This window comes from Paenibacillus sp. FSL L8-0470, from assembly GCF_038008625.1.
Lineage (GTDB): Bacteria > Bacillota > Bacilli > Paenibacillales > Paenibacillaceae > Paenibacillus_AQ.
Genome location: NZ_JBBOZM010000001.1, coordinates 3950555 through 3966226, shown reverse-complemented (window position 1 = coordinate 3966226; position 15672 = coordinate 3950555). Strand labels below are relative to the sequence as shown.

19 protein-coding genes are annotated in these 15672 nt (G+C 40.2%); 3 read left to right on the top strand and 16 right to left on the bottom strand.

What is annotated here, in order from left to right; translation table 11 throughout:
• Positions 1–292: 292 nt before the first annotated feature.
• The 5 genes from NST99_RS17755 to NST99_RS17735 all read right to left on the bottom strand — a co-directional run bounded on the left by NST99_RS17755 (position 293) and on the right by NST99_RS17735 (position 4475).
• Positions 293–1180, bottom strand: a complete 888-nt coding sequence (locus NST99_RS17755; protein ID WP_341093445.1) for a sensor histidine kinase — start codon at positions 1178–1180, stop codon at positions 293–295.
• Positions 1181–1195: 15 nt separating this feature from the next.
• The gene (locus NST99_RS17750) at positions 1196–1993 is read right to left on the bottom strand and encodes an ABC transporter permease subunit (RefSeq protein ID WP_341097682.1); all 798 of its coding nucleotides are present in this window, start codon (positions 1991–1993) and stop codon (positions 1196–1198) included.
• A gap of 25 nt (positions 1994–2018) precedes the next feature.
• Positions 2019–2933 carry an ATP-binding cassette domain-containing protein gene (locus NST99_RS17745; protein ID WP_341093444.1) on the bottom strand — a complete coding sequence of 305 codons (915 nt, stop codon included), beginning with the start codon at positions 2931–2933 and terminating at the stop codon, positions 2019–2021.
• An 81-nt stretch (positions 2934–3014) separates the two neighbouring features.
• The gene (locus NST99_RS17740; protein ID WP_341093443.1) at positions 3015–3680 is read right to left on the bottom strand and encodes a response regulator transcription factor; all 666 of its coding nucleotides are present in this window, start codon (positions 3678–3680) and stop codon (positions 3015–3017) included.
• 639 nt (positions 3681–4319) lie between these two features.
• Positions 4320–4475, bottom strand: a complete 156-nt coding sequence (locus NST99_RS17735; RefSeq protein ID WP_341093441.1) for a hypothetical protein — start codon at positions 4473–4475, stop codon at positions 4320–4322.
• A gap of 181 nt (positions 4476–4656) precedes the next feature.
• Between NST99_RS17735 and NST99_RS17730 the strand changes: the two genes are divergently transcribed.
• A complete protein-coding gene (locus NST99_RS17730; RefSeq protein ID WP_341093440.1) occupies positions 4657–6315 on the top strand; it encodes a beta/gamma crystallin-related protein in 1659 nt (552 codons plus the stop codon).
• 154 nt (positions 6316–6469) lie between these two features.
• Here the strand turns inward: NST99_RS17730 and NST99_RS17725 are convergent, their stop codons facing one another.
• Positions 6470–6793: a winged helix-turn-helix transcriptional regulator gene (locus NST99_RS17725; protein ID WP_341093438.1), complete on the bottom strand. Its 324-nt coding sequence runs from the start codon at positions 6791–6793 to the stop codon at positions 6470–6472.
• Between the two features lie 144 nt (positions 6794–6937).
• On the opposite strand from NST99_RS17725, the gene NST99_RS17720 reads away from it, so the two are divergent.
• Positions 6938–7822, top strand: coding sequence for an SDR family oxidoreductase (locus tag NST99_RS17720; protein ID WP_341093436.1), 885 nt, complete (start codon positions 6938–6940; stop codon positions 7820–7822).
• 1167 nt (positions 7823–8989) lie between these two features.
• Positions 8990–9955, top strand: a complete 966-nt coding sequence (locus tag NST99_RS17715) for an NAD(P)H-dependent flavin oxidoreductase (RefSeq protein ID WP_341093434.1) — start codon at positions 8990–8992, stop codon at positions 9953–9955.
• Between the two features lie 313 nt (positions 9956–10268).
• Here NST99_RS17715 and NST99_RS17710 read toward each other — a convergent pair whose 3' ends face one another.
• The 10 genes from NST99_RS17710 to cdiI form a co-directional block, all read right to left on the bottom strand.
• Complete coding sequence (locus tag NST99_RS17710) at positions 10269–10700, bottom strand: hypothetical protein (protein ID WP_341093432.1); 432 nt, start codon at positions 10698–10700, stop codon at positions 10269–10271.
• Positions 10701–11373: 673 nt separating this feature from the next.
• Positions 11374–11871, bottom strand: a complete 498-nt coding sequence (locus NST99_RS17705) for a hypothetical protein (RefSeq protein WP_341093430.1) — start codon at positions 11869–11871, stop codon at positions 11374–11376.
• Positions 11872–11873: 2 nt separating this feature from the next.
• Entirely contained in the window at positions 11874–12098 is a 225-nt protein-coding gene (locus NST99_RS17700; RefSeq protein ID WP_341093428.1) for a hypothetical protein, read from the bottom strand.
• Positions 12091–12213, bottom strand: coding sequence for a hypothetical protein (locus NST99_RS17695; RefSeq protein WP_341093426.1), 123 nt, complete (start codon positions 12211–12213; stop codon positions 12091–12093). The genes NST99_RS17700 and NST99_RS17695 overlap by 8 nt, the downstream gene beginning before the upstream one ends.
• A 220-nt stretch (positions 12214–12433) precedes the next feature.
• A complete protein-coding gene (locus NST99_RS17690; RefSeq protein WP_341093424.1) occupies positions 12434–12628 on the bottom strand; it encodes a hypothetical protein in 195 nt (64 codons plus the stop codon).
• Positions 12625–12993: a transposase gene (locus NST99_RS17685; RefSeq protein ID WP_341093422.1), complete on the bottom strand. Its 369-nt coding sequence runs from the start codon at positions 12991–12993 to the stop codon at positions 12625–12627. The genes NST99_RS17690 and NST99_RS17685 overlap by 4 nt, the downstream gene beginning before the upstream one ends.
• 110 nt (positions 12994–13103) lie before the next feature.
• Positions 13104–13400, bottom strand: coding sequence for a helix-turn-helix domain-containing protein (locus tag NST99_RS17680; protein WP_341097681.1), 297 nt, complete (start codon positions 13398–13400; stop codon positions 13104–13106).
• A gap of 163 nt (positions 13401–13563) precedes the next feature.
• On the bottom strand, positions 13564–14091 hold the full coding sequence (locus tag NST99_RS17675; protein WP_341093420.1) for a hypothetical protein: 528 nt from the start codon (positions 14089–14091) through the stop codon (positions 13564–13566).
• Positions 14092–14646, bottom strand: coding sequence for a CdiA C-terminal domain-containing protein (locus NST99_RS17670; protein WP_341093418.1), 555 nt, complete (start codon positions 14644–14646; stop codon positions 14092–14094).
• A 640-nt stretch (positions 14647–15286) separates the two neighbouring features.
• Positions 15287–15670: a ribonuclease toxin immunity protein CdiI gene (gene cdiI / locus NST99_RS17665; protein ID WP_341093415.1), complete on the bottom strand. Its 384-nt coding sequence runs from the start codon at positions 15668–15670 to the stop codon at positions 15287–15289.
• Positions 15671–15672: the final 2 nt, after the last annotated feature.

Here is a 15672-nt window from a genome sequence, read left to right as displayed (position 1 = left end):
TTATCAAAAAATCAACTTTGTGTAATTTCAGGTCCGATGTATCAACAAATATGTTTAGATAATCATCTAATCGGCATAGTACCATGTTCTTGTTCTTGTCCATTTTCGGCAATGGGATCAAGTTCTTGTCCAGAGAAAAGGACAAGAACTTGATCCCTTAAAACAGAAAACCCGCGCGGAGCGCGGGTTCTTATAGAACTATGTTCTTGCCTACCGACGATGGTTTGCCAATGACATAAAGTTGCCTACACATATGGCACAAAGTTACCTCGCCGCTTGCGGCATTCTGCTTTTATTTAGGAAAATACAATACAACCGTTAGATTTCCATCTTGATAATAAGCGTTTATATATCCCTCCATACGTTCTGTAAGAATTTTTGCGATTGATAATCCTAATCCTGTGGAGCTTCTGCCGTCTTCAACGGTATAAAATCGATCAAACAACCTGCCCACCGTAACCGGAGATAACTTTTTAGCGGAATTGGTAAAAGTGATTTTCCCATCCCCACGTAAACTTACCTTCAAATCACCATCACTATACTTAATTACATTGCTTAAGATGTTTCCCAAAATACGGCTGAGGGCAGTGGGATCAAGCGACCGGTGAATCGGTGAATCCGGAAGCTCGATTTCCGGATCAATTTGCCGTGTCTTAAATGCACCGTAATAGGATAACAAACTTTCTTCCAGCGCCCGGTTCAGGGTCAACTTCTCATAGCTTATCTCTTGCACCGAAGTGATCAATGAATAGCGGAAAAGTTCTTCGGTCAATTGCTTTAAGACCTCGGTCCGATTCTGAATTTGGTCAAGATACCGCTGTACGGATTCCGACTTATTCTCCCCTTCCAATAAATCAAGATAACCGTATATTGCAGTCAAAGGGGTGCGCAAATCATGGGATATATTTGTGATTGCTTCCTTCAATTCAGTATCGCCCTGCTGATAACGGTGACGTTCTTGGCGCAGCAAACCAAGTTGGGTATTCAGGTTGTGCGCCAACTGCTGCATCTGTCCGTCACGGCTGGAAATACTAATCAATATATTGGTATCGGATGTGAGGATATCGTCGATCGAGTTCTTTATTTCCTGAGTAGACTTCCGTAAAAGGTACACCTTCCCTACAAGAAATACAATGATTAACACGAATACTCCGAATAAGAGCCACAATCCGATTTTCATTCCACACCTACTCCATTATTTTATGTCCTTTTTACGGAACCCTAACAATCCAATAACTGTGGTCATAACTGTAATTGCCAGAGAATAGACCCACATCTGGATAAAATCCGTTGCATTCCCCATAGCAATTTGATTGGCTTGACCTGTCGGAAGGAAATCATATAAGAATTGATATACTGCCTTTTTTGTGCCACGCGGATAACTGGGGTTCGCCACCAATTCCTGTACATACTTCCCTGTATCCGTAAGTGTGTCAACTGAATAAAATTCCTCTGCGCTGAGCCGACTCTGAAGCTGGGTTGCCGCTATGAGCAAAACAAAAAATGCAATCAAGGCAGTCACCGCCACCGCGGCTTTATTCTGAAACAGCATGCTCATCATGGTATAAATAGAAGCATATACCAGTATTAACAATACACTGCTTATTAGTAACAGCAATATTGTATTCCAATCCGCCTCAAAAGAAGCAAGTACCGCAATGCCGCCTACCATAAGAATGACAATATAGACAAGGGCAAGAATCAGTCCCGCAACAAAACTGGATATTAAATTGGACAGATAAAGGTCACTTTTTCGATGTCCCACGATCAGCTTATTTCTCATCGTACCGTCACTGTATTCCGTGCCCAAAAACAGACTTATAAACGTAGCCAGAGCTCCTCCAATTACAATGTTAAAAAGAAAGAGGGGCAGTTCATGAAGCTGCAGACTAGCATCGCTCATTCTTGTTTCTCTGTAGATAATGAACAGTATTGCACTGGCAAACAGCATCATAGCCGCTGTGCAAGACAGGAGCGTTCTGCTTTTCCGCATGCGTGAGAAATGGGAAGATAACAACTTATTCAACTTCGCCACCCCCGGTTAGACCGATAAAGTAGCTTTCCAAGCTCTCATCCTGCTCGTTCAAAGTAAAGACTTCGCAATTATTTTTTGCAAGTTCCATAACAAGGTCGGTTACGCTCACTTTTCCATACATAACGGCTTCGTTTTGCGTACGAATTATGTATTCTATTCCCCGCTGGTCGAGCACACGGGCGAGCACACCCGTGTCCGATACCTTAAGCCAGGTACATGTCCGACATGCTGCGTGCAATTCAGCTGCACTGATTTCCTTAACCATTTGCCCTTGATCAACAAAACCATAATGAGTCGCCAATCTGGATAGCTCATCCAGAATATGACTGGAGATTAGAATAGTGATTTGCCGTTCCTTGTTAAGTTTCAAAAGTAGCTCACGCATTTCAATGATACCCTGTGGATCGAGTCCGTTGATGGGTTCATCCAAAACAAGAAAATCGGGATCCCCCGCAAGAGCGACGGCAATGCCCAAACGCTGGCGCATACCGAGTGAGAAATTTTTTGTTTTCTTTTTTCCTGTATCCCCCAGTCCCACAAACTGCAACAGTTCCGGGATATTATGGAACGAAGGAAGTCCTAATACACGATATTGATCTCTGAGATTGTCCTCCGCAGTCAAATCGAGATAAATCGACGGCGTTTCCACCACAGCACCCATACGACGGCGGGATTTCACTATATCCTTAGCGGTGTGTTTTTTACCATACAGCGTATAGTCTCCTGCCGTTGGCTGCTGTAAACCACAAATCAAACGAATGAGCGTTGTCTTTCCGGCCCCATTTCTCCCTACAAAACCATAAATTGAGCCTTTGGGCACTTTCATGGTCAGCCCGTTCAAAGCTTTAAAATTCCCATATGACTTTTTTAAGTTATTGGTTGTTAAACAATAATCCATTAAATCGCCTCCTTACTACTGATGTATGGAGTGTATCGAGAAATAGTTAAGAAGGCAGTAAAGAAAACAGTAAAGAATCAGTTAAGATTTATGCTCAGACAGCTTAAAGCCAATTCCCCATACGGCCTCAATGTATTCATTCCCGCTGACTTCACGGAGTTTCCGGCGCATATTGCTGATATGGACCTTTAGAGAGCTTTCCATACAGTCAGCTGTATCCATACTGATTCGGTCAAGCAGAACTGATTTTGCTATCGCTTGCGTTGGGTTTAGCATCAGAAGTTTGATGATTGCAAATTCTGTTTTTGTCAAATGCACTGGATGGCCCTGTACGCTTAACGCATGAGAGGTCTTATTTAACGTTAAATCGCCAAAGGTCAGGACGGAGGCATGGTCACTTCGACTACGAAGCTGAACGGTAATTCGAGCCAGCAATTCTTTAATCTCAAAGGGCTTGGTTATATAGTCCGCGGCGCCGCCTAACAGAGAATTAACTCTATCATCAATCCCGGCCTTGGCACTGACTACAATTACCGGAATCCCTTTTAATTCAGGAAGCAATTCCTCACCGGATCGTCCAGGGAGCATCAAATCAAGCAACACCAAATCCGGTGTCCACTGCTGAAATAATAAGATTGCTTCTGTACCTGAGTAAGCCCGGACAACATCATATCCTTCACGGGTCAAAGTTTCTGCCAGAATATTTCCGATATGTTCATCATCTTCAATAATGGCGATTGTTTTCATAGAATCTGCTCCTTGTACAAGGGTGTGGATATCTTGTTTTTATTATGGTAGGCTATAGCGACCTCTTTAATTCAATATAGCTACGTTCTCTTTTTTTAAAAACCCCCTTTAGATTATTACATCTAGAAGGGTAAAGCGATGTGTTTTTTCTCAACACGTATACCTTATATTAACGCTTGGAGAAATCTGTGTGCTGCCAGACGGCAATATCGAGCATCGCAGATCGTACGCTGTACGGCTTGATATGCCGATGGTGTTAGTGCCATCTATGTATACATATCCAGAGTTGACTAAAACGAGCAACGGGATTCATAACTGCCTTTGCGTGACGATGGAATTTCACGAAATTCTTGTCCTCTTATATTTTACACAGTAAATAAAGTTCTAGTTTTGGTTGTAACGGCCGCCAACTCCCACTCAGATCAGCAGCTCTTAATAAGTTCTTTCACATCAGGATCATTACCTCCTACCTCTTAATTGGTTACCGAACAGTCCTCCATGGAAATAAATAAGGGGGCACAACATGGTGTTGTGCCCCCTCTTATTAGAGGAAAGAATTGGTTTATTGGTATTATACACTAATCGTCTAGAAAGTAAATATCTAGATAGTCATTCGTTTAAAACTTTTCAAAATCACTTTCAAGTCAATTCGATTGGTAGAACATATTCCGCGACCGCGATATGCCGAGCCAGCATCAGCAGGTCCTTGTTCTTCGTCTCACTCTCCTCGAGCGCGTCCAAGATGCGTCCGTCTGCCCAGTACAGGTGATCCATCATGCACTTGATTGTCCTCATTTCAGTTTACTCCTCTTCATCTCATCGATTACTTGAACCTACTGTTTGGTAACTGATTTTCAGTTTTGGAAAGTCGCTGAGGCCCGCTAAGAAATTTATATCATATTTACAACCTTGCTTTAATAAATTTAGTTGGAAAGTGTTTAGAAAATCATACCATATTTATAAAGGAGGATTATCCATGAACTTAAATGAAAATTCTTCAAATTCAGCAGAATGTGCACAGTCACAAACGATGAACGGCCACAGTCCTTTATTCGATCGTTTAAGTACAGATGGAAAACCTTACTGGGATTATCTTACAAGATATTCTCCTGTTATTTATCAAGATATTAATAAGGATTTTGCTGGTGGGATAGCGGATTTAATTGCGAAATTTAATGCAGACGGGAACTGGAACATGGCTGATCAATGGGAAACAATAGGAGTAGTCCCTCAAGTCCCATATGTATATGCTTCTGTTCAAGAAACGAAGACACATCTCTTTTTAGGCTATTATTTTTATCATGCACGTGATGATGGACCTGTTTCCGCCGAACAACACGAAAATGACTTAGAAGGAATGATGATGGCAGTTCGAAAAGATGGAAGCTATGGTGTTCCTGTGGCAATGGAAACAATTAGTCATTCTGATTTCCTACGGTATCGTTTAAAAGATCCTAATGTGCAGCCAGGATACGTTGGAATTGAAAGTACTTCAGTTCGTTACTCTGAAGTAACCCATCCAGAGGTGTTTATAAGTTCAAATGGACTTGGTGAGAACCATGGGCATGGTGTGAGTGCTTATACTAGTAACGAAGATGTTGGCGATGATGGGATTGTCTATAAATTTGGAGAGCCTTCATATTCTGGACAGCCTAATCAATTTTCACCAAAGTGGAAACACACTTATAATTATGGAATCCTGCCAATAGATGAATTATGGGAGAGGAAATTTCAATATAACAATACGCCTTTTCAATCGTTTGGTGTTTTTCCAAATACACACACAAGCAACAACCATGCAAATGCCCCTTGGAACTGGTCTGATAAAGACCAAGATGGAACACTAGGAATGGGAATCTTTTTCACCGATCCAGCTTATTTATTTGATATTGACTTTAATGGATTAGGGACATTCTCGCATGAATATGTATACAATCTCTATTGGACACATAAAGTAACCCTCAAGTCTGTCACCCCTAAAGTTTATAAGGACCCAAGCAATAATCTACCTGATATATATATTAGTATGGACACATATCCACTAAGTGGAAAGAGATATATAAGTGAAAGAGTGTGGATGAAAGCGGATGCGGCTTTAAATGTACCGCACCCCGTCATTTTTGGTGGTGACCAAAAAACCGCAAATACTACTTTTTCAGAGCGTTCGAATACACTTCATATCGCAGTGTCTAATAGTAGTCCTCGGTTGTGGTTGGAAGTAAAGGATTATGATTCATCATCAACAGATGCGGATGATTATATGGGATCTGTTGTAATTCCTTTAGATACAGGGAATATTGCAGGAAAAGCCGATTTATCAGAAGCTATAATTGATTATGAAGTAATAACAAACCCGAGTTTTCCATTAGCGCAACAAGGGGTCTATATTTACAAAGATTCTAACTTTTCAGGGACCTCTAAGCAATTGACAAGTAGTGTTACGAACTTTAAAGATATTGGTATGAATGATGCAGTGAGCTCTATTAAGATTGTTGGACCTTATGATGTTGTAGGTTACTCAGATGCGGACTTTAAAGGACGTTCTTCAACATTAGTAACAAATGATAATCTAAGTACTACCTATCTTAATAATGATGCCATGTCTTCAATTCGAATTACTCGAAGAACTATCTAGAATAAATTCAACTCTTTGCTGAAGCGGCAAGTTTTTAAAATAAACGACCATCCTAACAAACGGATGGTCGTTTCCTTTATCCAAATCAAGAAAAATCACGGTCTCTTATATGATCCCAATTGTTGTTGTGGAAATTCGAGGTTTTTTATTGCCGTCACATATGTTGAAGTCCCCAATCTCGCATTTGTAATAACATGGGAGTGAGACTTTTCCCTTTATCCGTCAACGAGTATTCTACACGGGGTGGTACTTCAGCAAAAGTAACTCGATTGACCACACCATCCTCCTCCAATTCACGCAACTGCCGCGTCAATGTACGATGTGTTACTGAAGAAAGCTTTTTCTGTAGTTGATTAAACCGGATCATGTCATTATCTAAAAGATGATATAAAATCATAATTTTCCATTTTCCGCCGATGATATTGACTGTAAATTCGACTGGACATGGGCTGCAATTTCCCAATAGTTCTGTCTCCATAAGTTTTCCTCCAATAGTATCACGAGAGATACCAGATATCTCTAATGTGCGTACTTACATAAAGTTTGTTGGTTGTTTAATATAAATATAACATTTAGTTCGATACTCAACCAATGAAATATACTTTAAGGAGATGTTGGATATATGGAATCCATTTTGGTTTATGGAGCATCGGGGGTACAAGGTGGAGCAGTAGCAAGATTGTTAGCTTCTAAAGGAGTAACTGTTCGTTCAATTACACGTCAGGAGAAAAACGCAGCAGTTCTGAAAGAACAAGGTATCGATGCTTATGTTGGCGACTTGTCTGCATTGGAGACCTTAAAAGAAGTTAACGCTGGTGTTGATAAAATTTTCTTGAATATGCCCATTGAATATGACACAGCATTGATCAAACTACACATCACCAATGCTGTTGAAGCCGCAAAGCAAGCAAACGTAAAATTGATCGTCGTCAATTCGAATGGCTTCTTGCCAGAACAGCCTACCGATACCAAAACATTGGATGTAAAGCGCGAAATGATTGAATACGTACAACAAAGCGGAATTCCGACCATCTTGGTAAAACCAACGCTTTACATGGAAAACTTCTTGATCCCAGGGCTTATCAATAATGGGATGCTGTTCTACCCTGTGCCAGCGGATATATCTATTCCTTGGATCAACTCCGATGACGCGGCGCAATATCATTATTATGCATTAAGTCATCCTGAGCTGGCAGGTCTAACGATACTGGCTCCAGGGCCTGAAGCATTGACTGGTGCAGAACTCGGGGATCGCTTTACACAAGCACTGGGCCAAAATGTCACATTCCAGTCTCTGAGCTACGATGATTTCGAAGCATCTCTCACGCCGGTGATGGGAGAAAAACAAGCATCTGGTGTTGCGAGCTTCTACCGTTGGATTGGAACGAATATTGATTCCCTGAACTATTATGATGTTAAAGATCGCGTGATTGTCCCTGATCTCCAATTGACCACGCTGAAGGATTGGTTGCAACAACCGCAGGTTAATAAAATGTTTCGTTCTTAAGAAGAACTGGTCGGTGGGTTTAATAAATTGAAGAAACTGGCAGTATCAGTCGTAAAATTAAAGGCAGCCCTAGCGGGTTGCCTTTTCCATAAATTATCGGAACAGATTCTTGTCCTCCAATATTGACTTGTACGTTGAAGCTGATTCAGGTACCTCCACCTATAAATAGACTTCTAAACCAAATTCACGACTTTCATTGGCCGCTTCCAGGAAACGAATGTATCTGAAGCGTTTGTTCAGTATCTATATCAGATATTCCTGTTATGAACAGCTTCATAATTTTCTCCATCAAGCTGGCATAATACGGTTTCGGATGGCTGGATTTGTCGATAAATTGTGTTTTCGTGTTCTTGTGCAGCAATGCTCCAAATCCGGACCGGTAATGAGGTCGTGATCGCCACTTGTGATAGCGGAAACCTTTACACAACCTGTTCCTAACGTTCTAAATAGCATCTCAGCCGAATGAACTCCATACCAGAATAGCCCACGCTGAGTAGGTTGTATATCAAGCGGACCATAACAATCCATGCCGTTAATGCTGCCGCCTCCTGCCTGGTATCCCTTTTCCTGTTGCGATCCAATGTAAATATTTCTCTGGAATAGGCCCAGCCCATTGTCCGCCGTTATCTTTCTGGCATTCAGCAAGCTCGTCCAAAATGAGATCCGCTTTTAGTTTCCCCGGATCTGACAGACTGGCGTCTCTCATCCCCCATGTGCATCATGTGGAATATCTCTACCATGATATCTTCCTGCCTCTACTTTATAGTTAAACAGGAGATTATCATTCGTTAGTTTCATTAAATACCGCCTGTTTGCTTCTTCCCCAGTTCTATCATCGCCTGCAGCCCCTGAATTGAGTTGGATTTATCTTCATTAGGATGAATCCATTAAAATTAGAAAGCGGAGATTCCTTCAATCCAATGATGAATACGAATATAAAATTGATCCATACTGATTATTAAAGCAAGCTTCACTTGTTTCTAAAAACTGTCATCTGCCCAAAAGGCGTTATAAATTTCATAAAAGAAATCAGTTGAAAGACATGATATTTAACATGGTTTGAGCATGCTCACAGTCACATCGGGAAAGACTTAACTGTGTTAAGTTATAGCTAATTACTCCAGAGGAGTTTTTATGATATCTACAACTTGTGAAAGAGGTGCGTAATTGAAACTTCCAACAATCCAATTCGGACATATTAAATCCAGAGTTCCTGTTATTCAAGGTGGAATGGGCGTAGGCATATCCTTAAGTGGACTAGCCGCTGCTGTAGCTAATGCAGGCGGGATCGGCACCATCTCTGGTACAGGGATCACTGCTGATGAGCTGAGAATGCATATTCGCAAAACAAGAGAACTCTCTAAAGGGATTGGCTATATCGGTGTGAATGTACTATTCGCAGTAAAGGATTTTGCCGAAAAAATGAAGGTTGCTTTGGAAGAAAAGGTTGACTTTATTATTTCCGGAGCCGGAATTTCTAGAGATATTTATGCTTGGGGTAAAGAACATGGTACTCCTGTAGTAACTATTGTTTCATCCGCCAAATTAGCCAGAATTTCCGAAAGACTTGGTGCCTCCGCAGTCGTTGTGGAAGGGTTCGAAGCTGGGGGCCATTTAGGTACAGACAGAGCCATGTTTGATATCCTTCCTGAAGTCTTAGAGGCCGTTTCGATTCCGGTTATTGCTGCGGGTGGGATTCTGACAGGGGATGATATCGCAAAAGCCCTTCGGATTGGCGCATCTGGTGTTCAAATGGGTACCCGTTTTGTGGCTAGCCATGAGTGTGATGCTCCCTTAGCCTTCAAGCAAAAGTATGTAGATGCTCAGCAGGGAGATACTGTCCTCATCAAGTCTACAGTGGGTCTAGAAGGTAGAGCGATTCGGAATGAATTTACGGACCGGATCAGTGATAATGCCAAATTAAAGATAGTCAAATGTTATGATTGTCTAAAGGTTTGTTCACATCGCTTCTGTACAATGGAATCCCTGCTTACTTCCCTTAGAGGAGATGTTAAGAACGGTTTAGTTTTTGCTGGGTCCAGAGTCCATGAGATTAAAGAGATTTTGTCCGTACAGCAGATTATCGACAATTTAATGAATGAGTATCAAGGGGCGTTGAACCCGACAACTTAAGGTTGTTATAAGATATAAAAGCACGATTAACCACTTAAGCTTGGGATTTCCGAGCGTGAGTGGTTTTTTATTTCTTCAGTTATCGAATCTGTAAGTAATTTAATTGGCTCAGACATTGGGAAGCTTTGCGGAGATAAATGTATACAGCATAACCCCCTTTTCAGCAATCGTTCTAATTACGTATAAGCCATGAAAAAAAGGACAGCTGAACCAGATCGGTTCAACTGTCCAATGCTTTTCACAGGGGCGTAATGAACTACTCCGGCGAATGTCGCTTTTGTTACCTGGTTGAACGAAAATCTTAGTGCACGACTTAAATTACGCCCTCTCCTCCAATAGCTGTTGCAGTAAATACTACTGGTCCAACTATATTGATGAAGGTAGTGCCCGGAATCGAATTTTCAATACCCAATTGATAGTTTATAACGCCCAAAGGGGCACCATCAACCCACAGAACATTTATTTGCTTAATTTCAGGATTTGCTGTACCCACAAGTCGAATATGAGAGCGATATATTACTGTCCCAGCTCTGAGAATTACAACATTGAAATTATCAGGAGTTGCAATCTGGTCAATGTTAATACTTGCTTTTAACTCAACTCTATTTGAGAAAGATGCAGGATTTTCCGGAGGAATAACTACTGAGGTATCAAGTATTCCAACATTTTGTCCCGGTGGAATTGTTAATACAGCAGCTCCTAATGGATTTAACGCTTTGGAACCATAACTTATAATTGTTGCCATCTTTCATTTCCCCTTTCAAGTTTTATACGTTAATATACGTAGAACTGAAAAGATCGCTTGGACTACATTCCTGGTAGTTATACACATTTTTGAGTTTAGCATTTTGCATAATTTACTTTCGAAGAATGCCCTATTTTCTGATGATAAAAATAGCTTCTACTTTAATGATAAAGATATAGATCTGAAGAATGTGGGGTTCTTTTCATTAAAGACAGCTCTTGAAAGTTTTCAGTTATCGGCTGACAAAAATATTGCATGGGTAATGTCTAATTGGAATCTGCCGCCTGATTCGTTCGGCACTGGGTGGGGGCAAATCATTAACAACTAGGATGGGGAATATACAAAAAATACCACAATAAGTGTAGCTATCTCGTATTGTGGTATTGAAAGACTGGATATACAAAATAATTGACAGACTCACAAAATTATTGATAGACCCTAATACTCTTAAATATGTTCAACAAAATATATCTTCTTAGTATCCTTAATAATACTTATAACACATTCTTTTTCTACAATTACAAACCCATTATTTACCTCCGTGAAAGTTATATCCTTAAATTGGTCATATGAATTTTCTTTGAGTATTCGTAGAAGAGGCAATTCACCAACATATAAATTGCATCAATGTGCATTACAACTTTATTTAAATCATCATCTTCCCGTTCAATTTTTACTCGATACAACCATTATCTAGCGCATCCAAGGTTTCATCACTAATATCTAGTGGTTCCTGTTCATCCCAAGCAACATCTGCAATTATAATAGAAATACCATTTATATATATATATCCTTCCCTTCTATAGAAAAAGCCACCTCTTTCATATAGCTTTATTGCTGGTTCAAACAAATCCTTGTTATCCATAGCAATTGGATTTTTTTCATCAATAAGAGCGCATAATTCAAGATAACTCGTAACGAGAGCTCTATGGTAAGAATTATTTATTTCATATACTATTTCAATCATCTCAATGTTTTCTTGTGGCTCAGTGATCGAATTTGAAATCATAATAAAAGGAGGTACACAAGTACCTGGATAATCTCTTAAAAATTTGGTTGCTCTTCTTAAGTACTCTCGACACAAATAACTTTGTGACATAGTTTCCTGTTCGCCAAGACAGCTCCAATCTATTGCGGAAATACGTTTAATCGCCTGATTTAAATATCCCACATTTATTCTCCCTTGTCATTTTCTAGTTGTTTTTCTATCTTCCCTTGTTCTTTAAGATTATAGCTAAACGCTCCATCAAACTCACCTTTAGGTTGAGGATCAGCTGCGTCGTGTGCTCCTGGAGGATCAAAACCAAAGGAATTCGAGTCAGGATTGTATGCACCAGGATTTTTATATGGATGCCCTTGCTTCATAAGTTTAATTTCCGTAAGTTCATGTTTAATCATTTGCTGCAACCACTCTTTTTGATTGTGTTAATTCTTTCTCTTTTTGTGCTTGCTTCCATGCGTAACCAAAATCAGCATCTGGAGTAAACTGCCCTACTTCTATAGCTTTTATCATCCAATGTTTTAGTTCTGGCTCTAACAGCTCATTCGGTACTGAGGGGGGGGCTAATACAAATAGCCGCCGCGACAGTGCGATGAGTAAAAAAATGTCACAACACGGGCGGCTAGCTTGCATTGTGGCATTTTACATGAGTTATACGTGTTATTGGTTGAATGATGGATTCATTCGTCACCCACCCCCCACCAAAAAGATCAAGACTAGTACTTTGACCAGATCAAATTTCAGGATATAAATGCTTTAACTTGCCTCGTGCCTGCTCAGTGGTAAATTGCCAATCGACGGATTTTTGGATTCGGTTGCGTTCGGTTTCCCAAGCCGACACCTCGACTTGCAATTCTTCAATGGAGGCAATTCGGCGGTTCAGGCATTGAATCGTCAGAACACTGAGTTCAATTTCTGCGATATTCAACCAGCTGCCATGCTTAGGGGTGTAATGGATTTCCAACGTTTTGCCAAGGCTAATGCGTGTTCAGGTGCAAAGGTTTCATACAAGGACGAGATCGTATGAGTATTCAAGTTCTCCATCACCAGCCGAACCCGTTTCGCCTCTGGATAGTGGACCTCCAGTAACTCCTGGATCTGCAGAGCCCAATCGGATTTAGTCCGTCTTTCCGAAGCCTGCACGTGACGCCACCCGGCGAGCGGCTCCGTGAACAGAAACAGGCTGCAGCTTCCTTTGCGAACATATTCGTAATCTTCTCGTGGAACCTGTCCAGGCTTCATGGTTTGTGGAGGCCGTGAATGATCTAACAGTTGGATCGACTGTTCATCCATACAAATGAGGGGGATTTCAGGGTCATACGCAAGGGCGTAGGTCTCTAGGACATCTTCCATCCGAGCGACGAACTCACTACTCGATTTGGAGGGAATGCACCATTGTTTTTTCAGGTGAGGTTTAAGTTTTGTTTTTTTAAAGTCGTCCGAATGATTTCTCGTCCGACAGATTCCAAAATATTCAGTTCGATGACTCGACGCGTCAACAAACGAATTGTCCAGCGAGCGTACCCCTTTGGAGGCTCGGAACAAGCTAGCGCAATAATTCGGGCTTCCACCTCACCGGTGATCGGTGAAGGACGTGCCGGTTCATCGCGTCGACGGTAACGGAGCGTCTGATCCAACCCGCGGGTACAATAGTCATGGGTTAAGTGTGTTATAGGTTGAATGATGGGTTCATTCGGCACTGGGTGGGGTATTTTTGAATAGCCGCCACTTGTATGACTATATTTTTTAGCATAAAGCGGCAGATAAAAAAGAAACCACAACACGGACGGCAAGCTCGCATTGTGGCGTGGTTAATATGGTTACACAGAATTATTGGTAGATACCAAAAATCTGGACAAACCTCTACTCTTCTACTTCACTTGTTATTAAGAAATCTTCTTCTTCATAAGGATAATTCAGTAGTTCTAGACTTTCTTTATTCATATACCACGCTCGATATTCATCTAGCCTACTATTTATAAATAAACACCCGTCAATTCTCTTCAATAGTGGATATGAGGAATCATCTTCAACAACTAAATCCTGACTACTAAATTGTAATAATTTCCCGATAAGTTCAAGGAATTTTAACCAACCGGTATCAAAAGTACGTGATATAAATTGGATACTAATATCAACGTTTGTATCTACACCATGCGCTTCAAGATTCAGCTTACGATAACGTTCTATATATTCATCCTCATCATCTAAATTAATGCTCATTGAAAAATATGTACAACCGACTCTTACGCATTGAGTATCAGAGTTATCCCTTACTTCTGCCTCATAATCAATTAATTCTACAAATAATACTTCGCTTATCATATTATAGAGTAATTTACTCAATTCTTCTCTAGGCAAATTAAAACCAATAGATAGCCAAAAGTCCATTTACTCAAACCTCCAGTACGCTCTAGTTACTTGGCGATCTTCGATGATCAATAGTTCATCTAAATGTTTTAAATCTTTTTTCGTTTGACTTTTTATAAATTCAATAAGCTCAGTTCTTTTTTTAACAGGATAATCATTTAAATTTAATACTATTCTTCTCGCTTGTTTTGTAGTTTTCTCTCTGAGGGTTCTGAGAATGTTGTTTAGTTTCGTATCTATATCCGGCGCATAACAATCATAAACCTGCCTTTCAATAATGAAGTCTGGACTTTTACCAGGATCAATACCATAGCCGTTTCCATCAAATCCATTTCCATTGGGGACTTCATCAAGCATTGTCGTACGATATCCATTTTCCGCTAGCACACTCGCGGCCTCATTTTGTCTTTTTAATCCTCTGACATCTTTACCTTTAATAGGAGCATAATTTCCTTCTGGCTTTCCTCCTTTAGGCAGTGACGGCTTAGTGATTACAGCATTGGATCTGATTTTAGGTGTATAAGGAATATACTTTTCACCATATGGCTTGTACTCAGAACTAGTTTTCCAGTCCACATTCTTATCGCCATATTTTGTACGGAAATACTCATCCCATTCTGGTCCTGTTCTAGGTATCTTAGCATCATTACCCGTCCCCTAAGTTGTTATCTTAAACTTGGAAATAAAGAAGGTGGTAACTGGTTCTTCCGATTACCATTATTATATCAGCTTGCTTGACGTTCTGTTAGAGTTGCCGCCGCTCGATACATGTCTTGTTCTTTCCTTTTGAAACTCGGTTGGTTTCATACTCCCGTTGCCGACAAACTCAAAGAAATTCTTGCTGATGTAGGAAGTGTTCTCCTGTGTTGATTCTGATGCGGAATTGAAATCCTCTGTATCTCCCCTAAAAGATGCGATTAACATTGCTATTTCATCTTTCTTATCGGGGCGGTGCGTATTCTGCAATTACATAGCATTTTGAAAATCCTGCGAGAAAGCGAACATAACAAAAAACAGGTCAATCATGGTGATATCTGACCATAATCGACCTGTTCAATGTAACGGAATATCGATATTTAGGTTATAAAATTAAAGCATTTGATGTGCGTACAGCCGAAATGGAGAAATCTTTATACGGGTATTACATAGGTTATATGTGTTTTTGGTTGAATTGGTGGGTTCATTCGGCACTGGGTAGCCCGCACCAACGTTTAAGCTATACAATACCCTTGATGTTCAGAATTTTTTTCATGTTTTCGAAATATTCTTGAAAATCTTGTTCATCCTCCTGTTTTTTTTCAATATATCTTTTCGCAGCTAACTCAAGATAATAATAAAAGATTTCATAATCAAGAATTACTGATTCACTTCCAAGTTCAATATGAATACCGTTAAACTCCTCTTCATATAAAGCCTTGTCATATTCATCCAAATCGTTCCAGAAAGTAAAATCACCCAAATCAATACCGAAACCAACTTTAGTACTTAAATACTTCACAGCTTTTTTAAAAGATCCTTGATGATAACAAGCATTAATTAAATGATGAATTGGTGAATGCTCTATATTGACCAAATCAGTAGAATCTAATAAGTTTTTCATTC